Origin of the sequence: Paenibacillus sp. FSL H8-0168 (assembly GCF_038592955.1) — a bacterium.
Lineage (GTDB): Bacteria > Bacillota > Bacilli > Paenibacillales > Paenibacillaceae > Paenibacillus > Paenibacillus polymyxa_B.
This window is the reverse complement of sequence record NZ_CP151948.1, coordinates 718,938-742,059: the sequence shown is the minus strand read 5'-3', so window position 1 is coordinate 742,059 and position 23,122 is coordinate 718,938. Positions and strand designations below refer to the sequence as shown.

The window sequence follows — 23,122 nt, the reverse complement described above, 5'->3', positions numbered from 1 at the left end:
GAAAAAAACAATCCCTAAACAACATGATGTCTAAGGAATGTCCTTATAAAATGGCAATAAAACCATATTATCGAATACTTTATTTTTCGTTTCAATGGTCATATTCCCACCGTATTTGTCACATATTCTAGATATATTGGTTAAGCCAATGCCATGAACATCCGGGTTTGATTTTTGACTATGCAAATGGGCAACTTCATTCTCCACATGATTAAGGATGTGAATGAACAGCGCGGACTCATTGGAATGTATTTTAATAAGAATGTACCTATCATCCGCAATCCTGACCCTTTTAGATGCTTCTATGGCATTATCCAGCATATTGCCCAGAGCGACACATAAGTCATAACGTTCAATATTTACTTTCTGTGAATACAAGTTAAGCTGGGTATCTACCTTGATGCCATTGGCCAGAGCAATATTAAGGCTGTTCGTGACAAGGGCATCTATAACCAGATTACCGGTATTCACTCTTTGATATGCTCCTTCGATTTTATTTAATGTAACCTTAATATGTTCACTCGCCTCAGCCAATTCATTTCTCTTGATACATTCTTCAATATACAAAAACTGTTGGTGTGTATCATGAATGATTCTTTTTATATTTTTGAAGCTGTGAACCGTTTTTTCGTAGTTAGCATCTTGGTAGTCCATCTGATGTTGTAATTGAGCATTTTCATGCATTAATTGAAATTTTTCAATGACATTATCAAAAATATATATGATAAAAACATTTAAGGAAATAAAGCCAATAATAGAACCAAAATAATACATATTCTTTTCACTATAAACAGATAAAACATTGACCTGGTATAAACTTATGATGGGAACGATTAGAAATAAAATATAGTAACGATGCTGCAAAGGGAAGGTTCTGCGTTTGGCAAATAGACGTATAATCTGAATGACAGCAAACATGATAATGCAGCTGAGTAACATAACCTTAGAGAATATCAAGTGATCTTGTCCACTCAAATGGCTAAAGTTGCTAATTTTAACGGAGCCTACAGCATATAAAATATAAAGAGATATAAAATTAACGATGGTTATCAATACAGCATAAAGGATAGAAAAAATGATCTTTGTCTTTATTTCCACTGTATACGATTGCGCTAAACTAAATATGACAAGTAATGCTAAAATCGAAGATACCGCAGGAGTCAAATAAACACTTAAATATAAGGAATCCAGCAACCCAAAAATAATGAAGTATACGAATCTGTTCGGCTTTCGATTGGACTTATCAAAAACCGAGTTAAAGTAAAAATTCACTTGGAAGCACATAACAAGGACAACGCAAAGATTAAGAAGCAGGGAGTTATATTCCATCATATTAATGCATCTTCATGATCATAAATTTGGTATATAAATCTTTAACTTCTTTTATTTTAGAACGCCCAATAGGTAACTTCACATCATTTGACATCAAAACATCACCGCCAGCAAATTTTTTCACATGAATTAAGTTTATAATAATCGAACGATGAATTTGTAGAAAATTGTGTTCTTTTAATGCTGAAGCATAGTCCGAAAGAATCCCTTTGCTATCATAGGTTTGAGTAGAGGTTACAAAATGCAGTTTGTTTTTTATGGTTAAGCTTTTGACCACTTCAATACTAATGATATCATCATATTTTAAAAGCACTTCCTCATAAGCTGACTTGATGATAACGAATTTTTTATCGAGAGATTGAAAATATTGACACAGCTTTATCATTTTTTCCTCAAAGATATGGGGAGCAATCGGTTTTATTAAATACTGAAATGTGACTACGTCAAAACTTTCCACCATATATTCAGGGTAGTTCGTTAAAAAAACAATCTGTTCATCCAGGTGATTTAAACTCCTTATTTTTTGGGCGGTTTGAATTCCGTTCATGCCATTCATTTCAACATCCAATATTAAGATATGGAATGGAGACTCATGGTTTTGATAATGAGATACCAGCTGTTCTCCGGAGTCGAATAATTCAACTTTAAATTCTATACTGGTCTTTATCGACAAAGTAATCAGCATATTTTTAACAAGTTCTCTCTGCTTGTGCTCATCATCGCAGATAGCCACTCTATACATAAATAACATACACCTCGTTCCCATTGCATTGATCATGGAATTGTATTCTAAACAGTATATAACCTTTTAATATTCAATAAACAGCTTTTGGATAAAACGCAAATTCAAATCCCTCAAATGCCAGTATACAAGCTGCTCAGCAGTTGCATCCAAGGTAAAAAAGAAACCCTCGTCTTAAAAGACGGGGTTTCTTAACTATTTTATTGATCGTTATTTTAAAAAATCTGCTCTCTTGTCTTCACCGTGGGAACGTCTGGCAAAGTCGATAAATTGGAATTTGTCTAGCCGATGCCTTGACTCGGTATACTGGAACAACGTGGTGTCTTCCAGATAAACATAGTTACGTACTACGACCACATGAGTGTAGTTCTGAAGGTCCATCAGCCTAAGATCTTCTTCGTCTGCATTTTCTACGGAAACGACCTTTTTGGCATAACTGATTTGAAGATGGAGCTCTCCCTCCAAATATTCGTAGATGGACCCCCGACTAATTTCCTCCGTAAGCACAGGTACAATGTCTGATCGAAAGTAATCTTTATCCAGTATGACGCATTCACCTTCAATCTCACGCGCACGAATAACTTTCCAGACCAAATACTTGTCTTTGTCAATCTCAAGATGCTTGGCGATGTCATCTGGAACTGGAATTAGCTGATTTTCATGTACAATGGTACGTGATGTACGCCCAATTCGTTCAGACATTTCCTTGAAACTGACCAGTCCTCCTATAGGAAAATCCATCCGTCCAATATCCAGAACAAAAGATCCTTTAGCTTTTATTTTATGGATATACCCATTTTGTGCAAGCAAGTGAAGTGCTTTACGTACGGTTTCACGAGAAGTGTTATACTCTCGGGCCAGTTCATTTTCAGACGGCATTTTAGTGCCTGGAGCCAATTCGCCTGTCTGGATTCGTCCCGAGTACTCCTGATAAATTTGCAAAAATATATTCTTTGTCAATTTTCATCACCACGTTCATTGTAGCATTCTTTCACTTCCCTGTTCACTATAATAGACTGTGCGAATTGAATCTGAATTAATTCCTATGACCTGATGAAGAATTCAAATGAATTCTCATTAAGGTATACTGCAAATCGTCTGCCTCACCTGGCAGTTCTTCAACCGATTCAATCATACTCTGACCATCCGGGACAATGACTGGTGTAATGACGGGATATCCGGATTTCTGAATCAGATCACGGTCAAATTCCATCAGTAGTTGTCCTTGCTCCACGGTTTGATTGGTCTCCACATGCATGGTGAATCCCTCACCCTTCAGTGACACCGTATTGATCCCCACATGTACCAGAATCTGTACACCTGTCGAATGCTCCAAAATCAAGGCATGCTTGCTTTTCATCATGATATGAATAACTTTTCCCCTGAATGGGGCAAGAATCTTGCCATCCTTCGGTTCCACTGCAATACCTTGCCCCATCTGCCGTTCGGCAAAAGCCGGGTCAGGAACTTGTTCCAGCGGTACAACACGTCCACGTACGGGAGTCCTCACTTCAAGCACATCTATTGCGGTATTTTGCGGAAGCGAGTCTTTTTGTACGGAATCATTGGCTGGTGCAGCCTGACGGCGCTTAGTTAACAACTTGCCATACATTAAAGTTAAAGCAAATGGCACAATTAACACGATCGCCATCCCGATGAAGAATACACCCCAGTTGTTTGGGAAAATAGACAAGAAGCCTGGAATCCCGCCCACACCAATGGAAGAAGCCATCACATGATTTACGGTGAGCAGTATACCTGCAATACCGGAACCGATCATTGCGAATACAAACGGATATTTATATCGGATATTCACCCCGAATATGGCAGGCTCGGTTACACCCAGAAATGCAGACACTGAAGAGGTAAGAGCCAATCCTTTTCCCTTTTGCTCCTTCAATACCAGCATCATTGCCAGTGCTCCGGCACCCTGAGCGATATTGGACAGCGCCAGCATCGGCCAAAGGAATGTTCCACCCTGCGTACCAATTAATTGCACGTCCACCGCCAGGAAAGTATGGTGCATTCCCGTAATCACGAGCAAGGAGTACAAGCCTCCATAAATCAGGCCTCCCAGCGCAGGAGCCAAATCGAAAACGTATACAAGACCAGACGTAATAGCATTACCAATCATAAAAGTAACCGGACCGATTACTGTAAATGCCAGAAATCCCGTTATTAATAATGTAATCGGTGCTACAAGTAACAGTTTAAATGAATCTGCTATCTTCTTATTTAGGAATTTCTCAATGTGCGCGAGCACGTAAGCGGATACTAAAACGGGTAAAACCTGTCCTTGATAACCAATCTTGTTCACTTCCCACCCAAACAAATTCCAAACCGGGACGGTTCCTTTGGTAACAGCATCTGCATAACCGTATGCACTTAGCAGATCCGGATGAACCAGAATCAAACCCAGTACGATCCCGAGTAAAGGACTGCCGCCAAACCGGACAACAGCCGACCATCCAATTAAGGCAGGTAGAAATGTAAAGGCGGTGCTGGCAATGGTGTTAATGATAGCAGCAAAGTCGGTCCATTGAGGATAGACTTGAACCAGAGCCATACCTTCGAAGAAAATTCCCTTGCCTGTCAAAATATTATTTATTCCAAGCAATAAGCCTGCAGTCACGATTGCGGGCAAGATGGGGATAAATATATCTGCCAGCGTCTTGATGGCACGCTGAATTGGATTTTGTTTTTTGCTTGCCGCATTTTTGACATCATCTTTAGAAGCCCGACTACCTCCTGTAATGGAGATCATTTCGTCATATACTTTATCCACCAGACCTGGGCCAATCACGACCTGATATTGTCCTTGTGAAGAAAATTGGCCTTTGACCAGATCATTTTGTTCAAGTGCATCTTTATCAACCAGCTTATCATCATAAAGGGCAAATCGCAGACGAGTTACGCAATGCGTAGAGGCCTCTATGTTGTCTTTGCCACCAACGGCTTTTATAATGTCTTCTACCTGTGATCTTTCAATCGCCATTTAGCCCACTCCCTTAACGTTTGCTCATTTTAAAGTAGCAACCCCGGTTATCAAAATAACGTGCCCGGGGTGCTACTAGATGTCTCCATACTATTCACTAAGTCTACGAACAATCCACATATATGAAGCATATGGGGTTAAAGAGATCACTTGTTTTAGCTCTGGTGCGTGCTGGGTATTACCAATTAAGAGCTCAGCCGCATCCAACGCTTGATTTTTTAATCGTGAATAAAATGAATCTGGTATACGGAATTGCGTATCCTGTTCGCTAAAATTAGAGATGACAATCAAAGTCTCCTCTTCATTGCTACGTTGATAGGCGTAGACCTGAGGATGAGCTTCGTCCAAACGTTGATAACTCCCATCGGTAAGGACCTGCACCGTCTTACGCAGATGAATCAGCTTACGATAATGGTGGTAAATAGAATTCGGGTCCTCTAACTGAGCCTGAACATTAATCTGTGGATATCGTTCATCTACTTTAATCCAAGGAGTGCCTGTAGTGAAGCCCGCATTGCGAGTGCCATCCCACTGCATCGGTGTTCTCGAATTATCACGAGACCGCTCTCGAATGATATTCAATGCTTCTTCTGCACTTTTGCCTTGCTCCTGTAAAATACGATACATATTCAGAGATTCAACATCCCGAAACTCTTCAATGTCTGCCCACTGCGGGTTGGCCATCCCAATTTCCTCACCTTGAAATATATAAGGTGTACCTTGAAGACCATGTAGCGTGGTTGCCAGCAGCTTGGCGCTTTCCGCATGGTATTGTCCATCATCCAAAAAGCGAGAGATTGCCCTTGGCTGATCATGATTATTAAAAAACAATGCACTCCAGCCGCCACCCTGTTGCATGCCCGTTTGCCAATCCGAGAATAGCTTTTTCAGCATTTCAAAATCATATGGCATGAGTTCCCACTTCTGTCCATTTGGGTAATCCACCTTCAAATGATGAAAATTAAAGGTCATGGACAATTCTTTTCTCTCTGGATTGGAATAACGGATGCAGTGCTCTAGGGAGGTAGAGGACATCTCACCCACAGTGACGCTATTTTGTTTGGCAAATACTTTCTCATGTAACTCATGAATGTATTCATGCACATGTGGACCGTCCGTATAATATTTACGTCCGTCGCCAGGAACCGTGCTCCCATCATCATTCGAGAATTGTTGATCTTTGGAGATCAAGTTGATGACATCGAGCCGGAAACCACTGACTCCCTTCTCAGCCCAAAATTCCAGCAGATTGACAACTTCCTGACGGACTTTGGGATTTTCCCAGTTTAGATCCGCCTGAGTCTTATCAAATAGTGTCAGGAAATATTGGCCTGTTGTCTCGTCATATTGCCAAGCAGGTCCACCAAATTTGGAAACCCAATTGTTTGGTGGTCCACCATCGGGTGCTGGATCACGCCAGATATAGTAGTCCCTATACTCACTATCCTTAGAAAGCCGTGCCTCCTGAAACCAGGCATGTTCTGTGGAAGAATGGTTAACCACGATGTCGATCATTAAGTACATCCCACGTGCCCGGATTCCCTCGCTCAATTCTTCAAAATCCTGCATTGTTCCATAATCGGGATTAATCTGGCAATAATCGGCTACATCATACCCGTTATCACGTTGTGGTGAGACATATACAGGCTGCAACCAGACAATATCAACACCCAGTTTTTTTAAATAATCCAGCTTTTGCGTCAGTCCTCTTATATCACCGGTTCCTTTGCCCGTCGTATCGTTAAAACTTTTGGGATAAACCTGATAGACTACTGATTTACGCCACCAGTCTTTATCTTGAGGAATTAAAGTCTTGTTCATTGCTTCCATTCATGCTCATTCCTTTCTTGCGAAATGAAGTAGCGTAAAAAACAATATAACGCTTTCAACATCTTGTATATACAAGATTAAGTCATGTATATACAAGTTGTCAACAGCTTTATCTATTAAGGTAATACCCGTTTTGCAGCTAAATGATCAGGAGACTCATCCATTCTGTTCGATTGTATGTTATGACTCGTAGAATAAGCTCAATTCACACGAAAAAAGGCCCCTGCCTATAGTCAGGAACCTTTCTTTTCTTTGATGAATAGGGTGCTCATTTACATCCATATCGATAGTGCACTATAAAGGAGCAATAAGGACATTATGATATTGAAGGAACGCTCATGCTTATTCAAGAAACGTTGAAACACAGCGCCAAAAATCGCCCAGCTCACTACAGCTACAAAACCAATACAGGTCAGGAGTAATGAAATCGTAATAAGCTCTATATATGATACATCATAAGGCATTACAAACGTTGAAATGACCGTAATACCATACAAAATGATTTTTAAATTGATAAATTGCAGCAACAGTCCTGATTTGAAGGAATATCCCTCATTGTGATCATTATCGTCCGTAGAGGATTTGCTCTTTGCAATTTTCACCGCCAGATAGAGCATGTACAGACTGCCGAGGACATTCATCCAGATCTTAACTCGTGGCAAAAAATGATACAAAGCAAGATTAAAATAGCAGGCTAACAGCATAATAGCGAAACAGCCTGCTGTTACTCCCAGCAAGAATGGGAATGCTTTTTTCAAACCCAACCGTCTGGCACTGTCTAAAGACATAATATTGTTGGGACCTGGCGTAAAGCTGCTAACAAGTGCATAAGAAAGGAACGGAATAAACGGCATGCAACAATCAACTCCCGTATGTTATAATTGAATGAAATGTACGTTGAGACGTACATTTGTACTTTATGATTGTACAATATGTTCTTTATAAAGCACAATAGGAGCGAAGAATTATGGAGAATATTAATCTGATTTTAAGTAAAAATTTGAAACATCTAAGAAATGAAAGAAAATTAAGTTTAGATAAATTAGCTGATCTGACGGGGATCAGTAAAACGATGCTCGGTCAGATTGAGCGCGGAGAATCTAATCCCTCGGTTACAACCGTATGGAAAATTGCGAACGGCTTGAAAATCTCTTTCACTGCTCTGATTAATGAACCACCTGCAGATGCGGTAGTCGTTCCTAAAAGCAAAGTACAAGTGCTTGAAGAAAATAATCACTATAGGTTGTATCCGTTTTTCCCCTATGAAGGAAGTAGAAATTTTGAGGTTTACACCGTAGAGATTGAAGCAGGCGGGGAACTGAGTTCAGCGCCGCACCGTGAAGGTACAGAAGAATTTATTACGGTATTTGAGGGTGAGATGGTGGTAAAAATCAGCGAAGAAATGTACACGGTTAAAGCTGGAGATTCGATCCGCTTTAAAGCAGACCGCCCACACATTTACTATAATCTAGGAGAAACACTGGTTCGGATGAATATGATTATTTATTACTCTGTATAGTCCTCAAGAGATCCTAAGTGTTCAAGTCTTTAAATTAAATGATCCTATTAAAATAAGGAGCGCTTTTAATAGGATCATCGGTACAAATATTAAATGATTTGCCTGTATGCTGTTTAGGAGATTTTAATTTGCTTTATCACTCGTGCTGGATTTCCAGCTACAACCACATGATCTGGAACATCCTTGGTCACTACTGCTCCTGATGCCACGACGACATTATTACCTATCGTAACACCGGGATTAATAACTGCTCTACCGCCAATCCATACATTGTTGCCAATCGTTACAGGTTTCCCATACTCTGGGCCAGCGATTCGTTCAAACGGATCTATGGGATGAGTCGCTGTGTAGATATGAACTCCTGGAGCCAGGAAACAATTATCTCCAATGCGCACTTCGCAAACATCCAAAATGGTACAGTCAAAGTTGGCGTAGAAATTTTCCCCAACATGGATATTGTATCCGTAGTCACAGCGTATGTTGGGTTCCATGCCTATATTTTCACCAGTTGACCCGAAAAGCTCCTTTAGTAACTTTTCACGATACTCACGATCCGTCTCTGCCGTCTGATTAAAAAGACGTACACATCTTCTCGCATACTCTCTTTCTTGCGTTAATTGAGGATCAGCAGCTACATACAGTTCCCCATCCATCATCTTTTGTTTTTCCGTTTTCATAGTCATGCGACAATCCCCTTTATATTTTAATCTGATTTCTTTTCTTTCACCCCAATAGGTTGGGCTGCACCGGATATCAAGCCAGCAACAATAACGCCAACAAGCACTACGATCAAGGCATGCAGAAGTCCAACATGTTCACCTAAAAACCCTAATCCTGGGGGGCCTACTAAAAAGGCAATGTAACCGATCGTGGCTACGGCTCCAACCCGGATAGCTGCACCACGAGGGTCATCTCCGGCAGCAGATAAGCCCACAGGAAAACCAAGTGAGGCTCCAAGCCCCCATAATACGACGCCCACTCCGGCTATGAGGTAATGCTGTCCCCAGATCACTAGAATGATACCGATAGCAGCCAGGACAGCACTTCCTTTCAATACAGGGACACGGCCGTATTTATCCAGTATGAATCCTCCGGTAAAACGTCCAATGGTCATCGCTGCCACAAATAGTCCATACATATAGGAACCTGTTAAAGAATCCACGCCATAACCATCCACCATCGTTAGCGGTAGCCAGTCATTCGCAGACCCTTCTGCAAACGCCATACCTAACACGATGATACCGATCAATAAAATTCGTCTTTCTTTCCATACAGCAAGCTGCGCCTTGAGATTAGATCCAACCTTTTGAGTAGGAACTTCTTTCTCTATACCTGTATCGTGAGGCAGAAAACGATAAAAATAGAAAGTTACCACTGCAATCATGGCAGCCATCGCTCCAAAATGGACCACAACAGGTATGTGTAGTGCCGCTGCTCCAGAACCGATGACTGCACCTACAAGTGTCCCCATACTAAATGAACCGTGAAAAGCCGGCAAAAGCGTTTTTTGCAATTGATTTTCTACCGCAGAACCTTCGACATTCAGAGCTACTTCTGCTGTCCCATAACCACCTCCAAAGATGACTAAACCAGCAAACACGATGCTCGTGAGCGAAAATGCAGTTCCCAACCCTACAATGACAAAACCGCTTACAATCAAAATCGCACTTCCCAGAATGACCGCCCGTCCACCTATATGAGAAATAATATTGCCTGCACCGAGTAGTCCCACTAAAGAACCTGCAGCTAATCCAAAAATAATGATTCCCATTTCGGCAGTCGAGACATGCAAAATATCCCGTATAATAGGCGTTCGAGACACCCAGGAAGCAAATGCTACACCTGGTAAAGCGAATAATAAGAACAAAATATTACGAATTACCCGAGGATTCATGGATGGTTCTACTGGCATTTACTTAACTCCTTATCACCACTTTTTATTAATCTTTTAATAAGATATATTATAATTAGTCATTCTATTCACATCCAAACTATTTGTCAAAAAGAGAATTATAGTCATAGATCGTTATTGACCGTCAGTTGTAAACATATTAAAAACCATACAAGCTCTAGACTGAATCAGCCTTGAATTATCATTTGGGTTCTTATTCTATTTTCAGTCTGGTTTCTCCCAGCAACCCTCCATCTGCTGACGCTTGAAGCAACAACTCACCAGCCACATAACCGGATTGTACAACAACGAGACACCTTCCTCTGTGTGTTCGTCTCTCATTCCCCTTGAAGGATTCATCGCTGGTGAGATCCCCATTGTCTATTCCAAGGATACGACCATCCCCCTGTAGTTTAAAGGCTACATCAAAATCCTGGTTAGGTACAATGATCCCATTTTGGTCTATGACGGTTACTTCCACATGAGATATCTCATGCCCATCAGCAGGTAGAATTACCCGATCAGCCTCCAACTTTAGAGCATAAGGAAGTCCGGCAGTGGTTAATTCATGCTCACAAACCTTCTTGTTTCCATTACGACCCACAGCCCGGATTTTGCCCGGTGTATAGGGAAGCTCCCATAGGATTAAATGATTAGGATAGTCCACTAACTTCCTCTCACCGTATGATTCATCATTCATGATCAATTCCACGCTCTCACAATTAGTGAAAGTAACCAACCGTATCAATTTTCCACCGTATTCAGGAAATGTCCAGTGATCATCCATAGCCGGAGATTTCCAGTGCATCGTCCATGTCGGATTAAATTCCGATTTCATATGTTCGTTAAATACGGCTATGTGCACAACAGGCTGATTAGACCATAAACTTTGTTGGAGATAAGATACTGGTTTGCGGAATCCGCAAGTATCAATCAGGCCCGAAGACCACCCTTTAGAGGGATAGCTCGTTTCTCCCAAATAGTCAATTCCACTCCAAACAAATTGACCGATCACATAATCATGATTAGCGACATCAAACCAAGGATTCATAGGCAAATAACCTTTAACCCGGTTATCCTTACCCCGATAGTATGGGAATGTTTCTGTTCCAAGGATAAGCGTATCCGGCATGGCCGCCCTATAGTGCTCATACCACTGCTCCTGATAGTTTAACCCTAGAACATCCACTCGTTGTGCCAGCTGTTTGGTATGCTCCACTTTGGCCTCAATTGAACCCTCACGCAAGCTGATCGGTGTATTATGCGGCTCAAGCGCACATATAACTGGTCGGGTTGGGTCTTTTTCATGGCAGAAACCCACGAGCTGCTCCAACATTTTGAGCATGGATGGCTGACCTTGATTCTCCACTTCATTCCCAACGCTCCACATGAAAACACTGGGATGGTTCCTGTCTCTGAGCAACATTGCTTCCAGGTCTTTTTCCCACCACTCATCATATAAATGCTCATAGAAAAGAGATTTCCATTTGTCAAAAGCCTCATCAACCACCAAGAACCCCATCTGATCACATAAATCTAATAATTCGGGCGCCATCGGGTTATGAGCAAAACGGATCGAGTTACAGCCCATTTCCTTCAGCTTTTGAAGCCTTCTTTTCATGGCTGTATCATGGTAAGCAGCCCCCAGACAGCCTAAATCATGGTGAATGCACACTCCCTTTAGCTTTAAGCTGTGCCCATTCAGAAATAAACCTTTTTGAGTGTCCAGCTTCACTTCTCTTATGCCAAAAGGGGTACAATAACGATCCACCTCTGTATTGTCGCAATAGATCGTCGTCTGGGCTTCGTAGAGCACTGGGTTGTCCGGTGACCACAGTTCTGGCTCTAAAACTCGCGTTATTTGCTCTATTTCCCCCGTTTCACAGCTCGAAAGAGTGACTCGGTTTTCAACTTTTCCTTTGATTTGTCCCTGTGGGTCCAGCATTTCAGTCATAATAGTACACTCTACGGCATGCGCGTGATGATTAGTGACCTGGATTCTGGCAGTTACCTTGGCTTCATCTGGCGAAATTTCAGGTGTGGTAATGTAAGTCCCCCATTCGGTTATATGAATATAATCCGTACAAATCAGCCAAACATTACGATAAATACCGGCCCCGGAATACCATCTGTCAGGTGAAAGAATCGTATTGTCCACTTTGACAGCAATCACATTCTCCTCATCCCACCGAATATATGGAGTCAAATCATATTGAAAGCTAACATATCCATAGGGCCGCTTGCCCACAAAATGCCCATTGATCCAAACCTCACTGTTACTGTGAATACCATCAAATTGTATGTATACGCGCTGTTTTGGAGAGGAGGGCTTCACATTAAAATGCTTTCTGTACCATCCGACAGACCATCTCGGCAAATAAGCTTGATTGCCACCATACAGCATATGTGGATCAAAGGACTTCTCAATGCTCCAATCATGAGGGACTTGAAGGAGTCGCCAATGCTCATCGTTGTAGTCCATTTTCTCAGCACCTGCGTAATTACCCTCTATAAACTTCCAGTCCGTTTTGAACGGCATAATCACTCTGCTTCCCATCATCTTGCCTCCATTTCATAAAGTGGATGAACGGATATAACAGCAGTGCTGGATGACCATCACAAAAGACGTGTTCTCATTACAATATTTGAAACACCGGGCGATCTTCTATAAAGTGTACGGGGAGCATTGGAAATTGGGCGGAAAGTACATCTGCGAGATACTTCATCCCAGGTGCTTCACTTTCAGCATGTCCCAGCATGATAAGTGCTTTACTTTGACCTTGATAGACAGCATCTTTAACATATTCTGGTGTTTCCCATTCTGGGCCTTCACCGGCAATGACTAAATCTACATTTTCATTTAGAAATAATGGAATGGCTAGATCACCACCTCCCCTGTATCCTACTGAGATTCCCACTCGTTCACATGGCATGGAAACCTCACCAGCCACCCGTACATAACGAATATGTAGTTTGGCTTTGATATATTCAGCGATCTCCTTAACTTCCATAACCGGAATAGTCAAAATGGTGGCCGTCGGCTGCTGCTTCACAATGTAGTTGTGCCAGCCAAGCGCCTGAAGTAGCCCAACCATCACTCCATCCGGTTGATAACGATGTATGGTGTCATGAAACCGATAAATGCCTATCCCTGCATCGGCAATGAGGCGAGATTTTTGCAAAAAAACAGGATCATGTAGTAAACATTCATGCATCCTCTGATGACTATAAAAGATGCCTTCATGCGTAATGATAAAATTTGCACCTAGAGAAATAGCTTGTTCTATCACATACTGCGAAGCGGAGAAAGCGGTTACAATTCCGTGTACCTCAGTATCTATAAATCCTGGTTCCAGCAGATCTACGGTGGTGTTGGGTATGCTTATTCCCTTGGTTAGATGATTCACAACCTGCCCCATAGTCATGGTCATACACGTTCCCTCCTCATGGATAAGGTATATCAACTGTACCATTTTATTTCAATCATAAGTGCTATTCTTTCTAGCAAAACAGCCAGTTCCAAAGGAGCCAGCTGTTTTACGAATGGTTCTATTATTTATACAGAGCCCCTAAAATGGAGTCGATTCGTTCTTTTGCCCCTTGCCAGGATGTCATGACGGGGAACTCATATTGCTCTCTTGCTCTCAGATTCCATGGATGAGGAATGCAAAGCACCTTTTTCCCCTCCTCTAGCGCAGGCACTAAATTATGAGGACCATCATCAATCAGGAGATCATAGTTAATCAGGTTTTTTCGTTTACATGGGAAAAAGTTCTCAATCGGAATGAATGGCATATGTCTTTGAAGCCAGTTCCATTTCTCTACGACGGTCTTGGGTTCTGCCGCTGTCACAATAATGACATCAAAAGCATTGCAAAGCTTCTCCATCTCTTCTACAACATACTCGTCATACAGTTCAAGTTCCTCAAATAAACCCGGTCGCCCATAAAATACATCATGCGTGCTTTTGGGATGACGTAGATGATCAGTATTCCAATCTAACATTTCTTCATACCGAAGCGGATGAGTGGGAAATTCACTATTGTTATGGTATATGGCTCGTTTGACGAGATGACAGATGGTATCGTCCATATCGACTGCAATGATTGGTTTTCTCATCAGCTTGCCCCTATTCACTCTGGTAAAATTTTTCATAAGAATATCATACTATAATTTAATATCGTGGTGAAGCTTAGGTATTGCTTCCGATAGATCTCACCTTTGTTCAAGATAATCAGCCAAGCAGAACGTTAGGTTTATCTACATAAGTTAGGGACACTAAAGAAAAACTAGTTAGGTTATTTTTATCTTAAAAAACTAAATTACAAATAAATATCGAAGGAATACACCTTAATATAAGCAACGAGTACAATAAAATCATAGAAAAATCACACATAAATAAGTAATCTATGTGTCTGAATTTCAAAAGCAAAAAAATAGCTAAAAAAAATCAATTGCATAACAAAAACACAAATGATAGAATAACAAAAAATAACTATTACCAAAAATGAAAGCGTTTTATGTTGTGTTTAGCTTACTGCTGTATACATACTTACACACCTACTTCATCTCTATATAGCAGGAAGTTGAATAATATATTTAGGGAGGTAAAAAAATGAAGGTATTGTTAAGAAAAGCATTATTGTCTGGACTCGTCGGTGTGCTTATCATGATTGGTTTGGGGGGATTCTTCTCCAAGGCACAAGCTGCTTCAGGATTTTATGTAAGCGGTACCAAATTGTATGATTCTACAGGCAAGCCATTTGTTATGAGAGGCGTCAATCATGCTCACACATGGTACAAAAACGATCTTTATACAGCTATCCCGGCAATTGCCCAGACAGGCGCTAATACCGTCCGAATTGTCCTTTCTAACGGAAACCAGTACACCAAGGATGACATTAATTCCGTGAAAAATATGATCTCTCTCGTCACGAGTTACAAAATGATTGCTGTGCTTGAAGTTCATGACGCTACGGGCAAAGACGACTACGCGTCTTTGGATGCAGCTGTGAACTACTGGATTAGCATAAAGGATGCTCTGATCGGCAAGGAAGACCGGGTTATCGTAAACATTGCGAACGAATGGTATGGTTCTTGGAATGGAAGTGGTTGGGCTGATGGATACAAGCAAGCGATTCCCAAGTTGAGAAACGCAGGTATCAAAAATACGCTTATCGTCGATTGTGCCGGATGGGGACAATATCCTCAGTCTATCAATGACTTTGGTAAATCTGTATTTGCAGCTGATTCTTTGAAAAATACGGTATTCTCCATCCATATGTATGAGTTCGCGGGTAAAGATGCTCAAACTGTTCGAACCAATATTGATAACGTTCTGAATCAAGGACTTCCTCTGATTATTGGTGAATTTGGCGGTTACCATCAAGGAGCAGACGTCGACGAGACAGAAATCATGAGATATGGCCAATCCAAAGGAGTAGGCTGGTTAGCCTGGTCCTGGTATGGTAATAGTTCCAACCTTTCCTACCTTGATCTTGTAACAGGACCTAATGGCAATCTGACAGATTGGGGGAAAACTGTAGTCAACGGAAGCAACGGGATCAAACAAACATCAAAAAAAGCTGGTATCTACTAAACACATTAAGAAAATAAAAAAGACTCATGTATTCACTGGCTCCTTACTTTATGTGAAATGAATCTGGAAAAGAATCACCATATAACCTTCTGGGTTATATGGTGATTTTGATTTCATATACAGGTACAAGGCTAACCGAACTGATATCTACGATACGTTCCTTTGTCGTCTCGTTCCAGCCCGCCATAGTCGTATTGCTGTTGAGAACCTTACCCTTTCGAATGGGGGAAACATATACGTACAACCCTTGCTTGATGAGCCGATGTTCAAATGCTTTCAAACCTATTTCCCAGGTCGTATGGTTGCAGAAATTATCGTTGATCAGTTCGCCATCCATAAAAGCATAACCGATATCTCCAGTATAATCGATACGCAGCAGAGCCTCCTTGATTCCATGAAACGCATCTGTTTCGAAATCAATAGTAAATTTATCTTTATTTACCCTTTTCAAATTGAAATGGATTTCTTTCTTAGGAGCCTTTAAACGATACGTTTTGAATAATTCACTTTCTGTTATTTCAAGCAGTTCTCCACCAGAAATAGATGTGAATGAGGCGTCAAAATCCGGGAATACACTCAGGGTTACCCTTTCTTGGCCCGTTGATTCCAGCCTTAGATCGCCCTCAGATATAAGTACATTGGCATTTGTCAGCATCACTCTGTCGCGGCCTTGCATGTTCACCTTCCAAAATGTAAGACTTCGCTCATCAGTCATCGTGTAGATGGCAACATTTTTGCCACTTTCAGATACCAGATGGATGAGACTATCCTCCTCTTCAGCAACCTTAATGATCGTGTTCCCATCGAATTGCTCTATCGAACCTTTGTCGATTGTGGCACTGATCATGCCTTTTGACTCCATTGCATACGTTCCTTTCATGCCCTCTGGTACAAAGAAAAAATAATACACTTCTCCATCTTCTTCTATCCTTGTTATCAGCTGTGCCGTAGCATATTTGAGCTTCATTCCATCTAAATTGAAGTTAAATGGCAATATGGCAAAACTATCACGTCCTAACGTTAGTTCACCTTGACTAGGGATTACAATCGTTTCCTCGGGCAGCTCAATGCTCACATTAAAATCGCACAGGTCGTCATTTTCGACATGGTCTTGGAAATTATTTAGAAATAGGTACCCCGATCCGGCACTGGATCGCACAGCATATCGTAACGTTTCCACATCATAAGGGTCCATCTGGGACGTATCCCCTGGCAGAATAGTCTTTGTTAGAGAGAATTGCTTTTGGAACGTTGAAAAAAAGTAATGTTGCAGCTTTGTTCTTTGATATGACTCTCTTACTTGACCGAATTCGCCGATCATAGCGTTGAAATCATAGGATATTTTAGGGGTGGCTAGATCATTTGTGAACGGGTTAACCTGACCTCGAGGATTGGAACCCCCATGATACATGTAGTATCCGATCAGGTTACAGCCTTCTGCAACCTTCATGACAGTCATCGCTGGAACACTACGGTAGGGAAAGGCGAACCGATATTTATAAAACTGAACCATGCCGCCACCCATTTCACAGCAAGCGTACGGATAGTCTTCAGGGGCATATTGAGGCTCAAAATTGTAGCTCTTTGGAATCTTGTTATTATGCTTGTCTCGGAAAATGTATTCCGGTGTCGCAGGATGCTCGTCCATCCCTTCCAAACGTCCCTCTTCGTAGTAGATCCATGGCCAATAGGCATACCCGCCCCATAATGGCAGCATATCAGGGACAGGAGTTGTTGCTCCTCCCCATCCTGTGCACGTATAGATCGGAGTATCAATCCCCGCTTCCAGAGCTATTTCTTTAAGTTTTAACATATGCGAGTTACCGTCACTTCCGCTGTTTAACCACATATCATTAATTCCTACAGTCCATGCCCACTGGGCAGATGAATGATGATGTTCGTTTTCGATTTGGGTACCGATAATCGGCCCCCCTTCCTTATATAGCAGCCCTTTAACCTGGGTACCGATTTCGTTATACAATCTTCTCGTGTAGAACAGATACCCCTCATCATTAGAGCGAACCTCAAATGGTCGACCAAATAACCAATCCGGCATACCTCCGTTTCGAATTTCCCCGTGATTGAAGGGTCCGATCCGAATAATGGAGTATACCTGATGTTTGCCGCACAACTCGATGAAACGACGAAGATTCTTGTTCCCACTCCAATTAAAAATACCTTCAACTTCTTCATGTAGGTTCCAAAAAATATAAGTGGCAATGATGTTTACGCCGCCCATTTTTATTTTAATGATTTCGTCTTCCCAATAGCGTTCATCATAACGGGCATAATGGAATTCACCACAAATACCGAAAAAGGGCTCTCCGTCCTTCTCCATAAAATAGTTGGTGAATCCGATTTCCTCTCCTTTTGGATTGGTGCCGCCAAGTTTGATATGTCCTTTAATAATATGCTTTTGATCGTCTTTGACTGTAACCCGATAGGTTCTCATGGAGTTCACTCCCCTCACTCGTTAATCTGAATTCAAGATAAATTGATTCCATTTGCGCTGCCAAGCGATATCATTCCAGAATGGATGATGGGGAGCACAGTTAGAGCAGAGGGTCATTCCCCAGAACCCAAGTGCCATTCCTTTTCGCAACACATATTCAGCGATAAATTTGCCGACTGGGCCTTCTTCAAATTGGGCATACAGCGGCGTGTAGCCTACATAACCTTCTCCTATGACTATTGGAATACCGGAATGACGAGTCCATTCATGAATTTCTTCCAAGCGGGTGTCGGCCTTCTGCAACATGGCAATTTTATGGTCTCCATACCGATCGTACAAAAATAAATCCCATTGGTCGGGATCTACCCAGTCGTGTAAATAAATAAGCCTCATGCCGACTGGATTGCCTTCCATCCGCCAATTCTGCTCCGGAGGCAGGGTCCACTTTGCAAATGGAGGAGCATCTTCTCTTAATAGGGATTGTACGAATGGATTGGGGAACGGCGCCAACTCATCATAAAGCGCTGCCGCTTCCATAAGCTCATTGAGTACCCCTTTAATATAAAGATGAAAATGGGCAACCTGCATATTGCGCGCGACGTAAGCTTTAGGGTAGGCTTCATTTAACGTATAGCTTGCGGTCATCATAATATCGGGATGACATTGGCGAAGATATTCAATCGCTTCTTCTACATAGGGCTGCATGGCTTCAATAAGCGCTGGTACATTCGTTTCGGCTATGCCTTCAGACGTCCCAACAGCGTTTAACTGCCCAAATTCCACTTCGTTATGCAACTCTGTATAGATGATCTGGTTCCTATAGCCTTCTGCTGTGACGAAACGGATCAACTGATCCATTGATTTTGCAATGGCCATGAATCTCTCCTTAGGAGGTATTGCAGCTAATTCATCTCTAAGCTCAGCATGAGCCAGAAAGCTGGGACTCTGCTGATATTCCCAAGAGGATAACATAATGTAACAGTTATGAGCCTTTGCTTGTTTAAACAGTTCAAGTAAATGAGCATGCCCGTCCAGCACTGCGCCGCCACGACAGTTATACCAACGCGTACGCTGGCCTACTTCCCCAAGGTTAGCAAACTCCAAGGGTCCAGGACGTTTGCCATCCGCTGTAAACAACATGAATGGCATAGCACATACTCGGATCGTATTGTACCCTCTTTCGACCGCTTCTTTAAAACGGGCCTCAAGATCGCTGTAGGGCTCACCTTCCTGCGTCATTGTATACCAAGAAAAGTCCCACATGGTGATCGTCAATTTGCGCGGTACATTTCTCATGAGATTACTCATTTGATTCCCCCTCCCAGCTCCAGTCCATATGGTTCAATGCTCCTTGATGGTTAGCTTCCAGCTTAAGCACCGATTCAAAATGCAAGATAGCTTCGTCCTGTCGCCCTAATCCAAGCAAACCAAGTGCCTTCATATAAGTACAATGAACCTGATTACGAATATTCAGGTCATCTTCAAAGATGAGAAAGTCGGGTAACGAGACCGCGAAGTAATCCATTTTCACGGGTTCAAATAAGTGCCTTTCGGCGTAATCAATGAGCTTGTTGAATCGACGCATGCCTTCCTTCGCATAACCAAGTTTCTTCCAGGCCAATCCTTGATAAAATATCATATCTGGCTGTTGATCGTTATAATACATGGCATCAATGGGTTCCCCCAGTCCTTGAGAGGCCGTGGAAAAGGCCTGCCTTGCCTCATCTGTTAATTTCAATAGCTCATACGCGCAGCCCAAATAATAATAGATATCGTTATCTTGGGAACCCTCTAGCTTACCTTCGCCAAGATTCTCTGGATACACTAAAGCCTCCCGCAGCCCTTTTACAGCCTGTTCAATCCGCCCAGACCTCAGGTCGGACTTCGCAAGCTCTACCTTGGCAAGCCTATACTGTCCAGTTACCTTCCCCTCTCCGCCTTCCCATGGGTGAAATATTCGCCCTGTCAGCAAGGACAACGCTATTTTATGCTGCTTCATCGTATTGTGAACGGTTACATATTCCAAAAACAGATCATCGCGAAGCTTTATGATTCCCGGATAACTCTCCATTAGGTTCAATCTGTCGTTGGGCCTGATGTTCAGCTTCTTATACAGCTGGTCAAGCTCATAAAGAACACGCGCGTCTGAAGTATTGCACGCAAAGGCCTGCTCTAACGAATGGCGAGCCTTCTCTACTTGGCCTTGTTTGTTAAAATATCCAAGAGCAAGATTACGGTGAACAACGGGGTAAGTATCGTCAATGGAACGAGACGTTTCCCATCTGGAAATGGCATCCAGATGCCGTTTCTTATCATAGAGTAAATTACCTAAGTAATAATGCGCCTTTCCGTCCCCCGGTCTCGTTCGAATTGCAAATTGTAACACATCCAACTCCAACAGACTGTTAGGAAAGCAGTAGTCGGGTACTGCATCTGCGGCCTGAGCGAGAGCATTGTTCACCTGCTCATGCTTGCCGATTTTAGCATAGCAGAAGGCCTGAACGTAATACAGCATAGGGTATGTTTTCGCCTGCTCTGGAGCTTCTTCCAGCACACATGCTGCATCCTCATAGAGTCCCGCCGCCGCGTGGTCCGATGCTACCGCTATATAATTATGCACATCTCCACGCATCCATTTTCCCAACTCTTCGAGGACCGTTTTAGCATCATCTCGTAACTCGAGAGCCTCTAATGATAATGCTTGCTCACGGTAAGCTCCAAAATCGGCGATATCGAGCTTCATCGTTTCCTTGGAGAAGGCTATTGCCGCTTCGTAGCTGCCGAGCTTACGAAGAATAGCCGACTTCAGGTTGCGTGCTTTGTAATTGTGAGCATTGCGGATGATTGAACGCTCCACGAGCTCCAATGCTTCTTCATAGTTCCCTTGTTCTGTCGCAATCTGTGCCAGTGAGAAATATCCGCTGTCTTGCCATGCTGCACTCCATACTGATTTATAAAATGCAGCGAACGCCTCATCCAACCGCTCTTGGTGTTTTAGCGACAAACCAAGCTGGTAGTAGGCCTCACCGTCATAGGGATTAGAGTTACGCCAGGTTACCCGCGAGATGGCTTTACGAAAGCACTCTTCACTTTCTGAATACAACCCTCTACGAAGAAGCAACGTACCATATGCCACATTTATGCGGCTGTCATTTTTATCTCTTTTCAGGCCCTCAAGATAGTACGCCTCGGGTTCAAAGGTAGCATGACGGTATTGCTCCAAATGTTGTCCTGCTAAATACAATTCTTCGTTCGTTCTTAATTCCTCCGGTTCTGGCAGGGGGGCAGCGGCAGCCGGCATCTGTTCAACTTCCTTTTTCTTCGGCTGGTAGCTAATCAACTCCCTTCCGGTCGCGTCTTTGACGATTAAGCATAGTTCATAATCCTCATCCTCAGCCAAAATAACTGTCTTCTGTATAAAGGCCTTATTAGGCGTCAGATCTAAGGTTTCTTGGATATAAACTTTCCGTTGACTGCTTAATTCCACAACAGCCTCACGAAATGATGAAGTTACATAGACTCCAATCTGTGCTGTCCCTTCGCTGCGATTTAATTCCAAATTAACGGCTGCGTCAATTGAAGCGTTTTTGACCATACCAATATGTTTGTAAGGCATAAAATACTGCGAGAACGATTTTTCTTCATACGGCTGAAGCCAAGTGAAATCTGGTTGGTTATCGGTATATACCCCCGTCATCAACTCGATGTAGGGACCATCTTCGTCTGTTAGATTCCGGTCCCATGCTTGGCCGAATTCGCCATTTCCCCATGTCCATTGCTTTTTTCCAGGAGAGATATGATGGTTGGCCACATGCAAAAGCCCGGCTTGTTTCATATGGTCGTAACCACCTATGAAATTGTAATCCGATTTATAGGCCATATATGAAGTGGGGACAGGGATATTTTTGTATCGGGAGATATCTACACCTTCAGAATAATCCATTTTATAATAAGTGCCTGTAGCGATCGGGAAACGGGATACATCACGCTTTCCATGGTCGAACACGGCTGATACGTCTGGAGGAAAAACGGATTGTGTGTGCTCATGTACCGCTACGGCTGGATTGGCCCACCATAGAAACGTTTGAGGCTCGGCAGTCCGGTTGTATAGCTGGGCCTCAACTTTAAGGTATGCTTTATCTGGTTGTAGTGTAAAACCAGCTGTTACTTTCGTGCCGAACATACGATCAATTTCGCTCACCCATACCGTTGCGCTTCCGTCGTCATGTTCTTCCAACTTGTATTCAACGGGTCCATAAGTGTTGGGACGGTGATGCTGCGGCCAGTTGAACTCAATCCCTCCAGATATCCACGGCCCCAATAAGCCCACAAGCGCTGGTTTGATGACCCTGTTATAATATACAAAATCGTAACCGTTGGTCTTGTCGACCGCACGATAAATGCGGCCTCCCAGCCCTGGCATGATCTCAATGCGCAAATATTTATTTTCCAGAAAAACCATTTGGTAATTTTCAAGTTTCTTCTCATCCTCAATTTTATCAATTACCGGATGCGGGTACACTCGACCGGAGCTTCCCTGGTAGACACGTTTCTCCAGAAACATTGGATTTTTGTCGGGTTTGCCAATTCCATACGTGGGGATCTGCACAGTTTGCTCCCACACGCGTGCCCTAGCGTCGAAAATGCTCAATTCCATCACTCCCTCATAGTCGCCCTTATATTCAGAGCTTACAAGTAAGCGACAGTACAGACAATTGACAATCCACTGTTTATGATGGATTATATACGTATTTCATCATTA

At 42.5% G+C, this 23,122-nt stretch carries 16 protein-coding genes; 2 read left to right on the top strand and 14 right to left on the bottom strand.

What is annotated here, in order from left to right:
- Positions 1-30 precede the first annotated feature (30 nt).
- The 6 genes from MHI21_RS03425 to MHI21_RS03400 all read right to left on the bottom strand — a co-directional run bounded on the left by MHI21_RS03425 (position 31) and on the right by MHI21_RS03400 (position 7,753).
- Positions 31-1,332, bottom strand: a complete 1,302-nt coding sequence (locus tag MHI21_RS03425) for an ATP-binding protein (protein WP_341162347.1) — start codon at positions 1,330-1,332, stop codon at positions 31-33.
- Position 1,333: 1 nt separating this feature from the next.
- Positions 1,334-2,074: a LytTR family DNA-binding domain-containing protein gene (locus tag MHI21_RS03420; RefSeq protein WP_342419434.1), complete on the bottom strand. Its 741-nt coding sequence runs from the start codon at positions 2,072-2,074 to the stop codon at positions 1,334-1,336.
- A 210-nt stretch (positions 2,075-2,284) separates the two neighbouring features.
- Positions 2,285-3,034, bottom strand: a complete 750-nt coding sequence (treR, locus tag MHI21_RS03415; RefSeq protein WP_342419433.1) for a trehalose operon repressor — start codon at positions 3,032-3,034, stop codon at positions 2,285-2,287.
- A gap of 76 nt (positions 3,035-3,110) precedes the next feature.
- Positions 3,111-5,069 (bottom strand): PTS system trehalose-specific EIIBC component, encoded by a 1,959-nt coding sequence (treP, locus tag MHI21_RS03410; RefSeq protein WP_069291029.1) that lies wholly within the window; start codon positions 5,067-5,069, stop codon positions 3,111-3,113.
- A 90-nt stretch (positions 5,070-5,159) separates the two neighbouring features.
- Positions 5,160-6,899 carry an alpha,alpha-phosphotrehalase gene (treC, locus tag MHI21_RS03405; protein WP_342419432.1) on the bottom strand — a complete coding sequence of 580 codons (1,740 nt, stop codon included), beginning with the start codon at positions 6,897-6,899 and terminating at the stop codon, positions 5,160-5,162.
- A 272-nt stretch (positions 6,900-7,171) separates the two neighbouring features.
- Positions 7,172-7,753: a LysE family transporter gene (locus tag MHI21_RS03400; RefSeq protein ID WP_341162351.1), complete on the bottom strand. Its 582-nt coding sequence runs from the start codon at positions 7,751-7,753 to the stop codon at positions 7,172-7,174.
- Positions 7,754-7,866: 113 nt separating this feature from the next.
- Between MHI21_RS03400 and MHI21_RS03395 the strand changes: the two genes are divergently transcribed.
- A complete protein-coding gene (locus MHI21_RS03395; protein ID WP_342419431.1) occupies positions 7,867-8,418 on the top strand; it encodes an XRE family transcriptional regulator in 552 nt (183 codons plus the stop codon).
- 113 nt (positions 8,419-8,531) lie between these two features.
- On the opposite strand, the gene MHI21_RS03390 is transcribed toward MHI21_RS03395, so the two are convergent.
- From MHI21_RS03390 to MHI21_RS03370, 5 genes are all read right to left on the bottom strand, one after another.
- On the bottom strand, positions 8,532-9,101 hold the full coding sequence (locus MHI21_RS03390; protein WP_342419430.1) for a sugar O-acetyltransferase: 570 nt from the start codon (positions 9,099-9,101) through the stop codon (positions 8,532-8,534).
- A gap of 20 nt (positions 9,102-9,121) precedes the next feature.
- Positions 9,122-10,312: an MFS transporter gene (locus MHI21_RS03385; protein WP_342420168.1), complete on the bottom strand. Its 1,191-nt coding sequence runs from the start codon at positions 10,310-10,312 to the stop codon at positions 9,122-9,124.
- 211 nt (positions 10,313-10,523) lie between these two features.
- Positions 10,524-12,866 (bottom strand): glycoside hydrolase family 2 TIM barrel-domain containing protein, encoded by a 2,343-nt coding sequence (locus MHI21_RS03380; RefSeq protein WP_342420167.1) that lies wholly within the window; start codon positions 12,864-12,866, stop codon positions 10,524-10,526.
- A gap of 79 nt (positions 12,867-12,945) precedes the next feature.
- Entirely contained in the window at positions 12,946-13,740 is a 795-nt protein-coding gene (locus tag MHI21_RS03375) for a Nif3-like dinuclear metal center hexameric protein (protein WP_342419429.1), read from the bottom strand.
- A 121-nt stretch (positions 13,741-13,861) separates the two neighbouring features.
- A complete protein-coding gene (locus MHI21_RS03370; RefSeq protein ID WP_342419428.1) occupies positions 13,862-14,428 on the bottom strand; it encodes a hypothetical protein in 567 nt (188 codons plus the stop codon).
- A 496-nt stretch (positions 14,429-14,924) separates the two neighbouring features.
- On the opposite strand from MHI21_RS03370, the gene MHI21_RS03365 reads away from it, so the two are divergent.
- Positions 14,925-15,908, top strand: a complete 984-nt coding sequence (locus tag MHI21_RS03365) for a glycoside hydrolase family 5 protein (protein WP_341162355.1) — start codon at positions 14,925-14,927, stop codon at positions 15,906-15,908.
- Positions 15,909-16,002: 94 nt separating this feature from the next.
- On the opposite strand, the gene MHI21_RS03360 is transcribed toward MHI21_RS03365, so the two are convergent.
- From MHI21_RS03360 to MHI21_RS03350, 3 genes are read right to left on the bottom strand one after another with little or no spacing between them, the layout of a single operon-like run.
- Complete coding sequence (locus MHI21_RS03360; RefSeq protein WP_342419427.1) at positions 16,003-18,360, bottom strand: beta-galactosidase; 2,358 nt, start codon at positions 18,358-18,360, stop codon at positions 16,003-16,005.
- Positions 18,361-18,381: 21 nt separating this feature from the next.
- Positions 18,382-19,668, bottom strand: coding sequence for a cellulase-like family protein (locus MHI21_RS03355; RefSeq protein ID WP_342419426.1), 1,287 nt, complete (start codon positions 19,666-19,668; stop codon positions 18,382-18,384).
- The gene (locus MHI21_RS03350; RefSeq protein ID WP_342419425.1) at positions 19,661-23,017 is read right to left on the bottom strand and encodes a DUF5107 domain-containing protein; all 3,357 of its coding nucleotides are present in this window, start codon (positions 23,015-23,017) and stop codon (positions 19,661-19,663) included. Before MHI21_RS03350 ends, MHI21_RS03355 begins: the two co-directional genes overlap by 8 nt.
- Between the last annotated feature and the right edge of the window lie 105 nt (positions 23,018-23,122).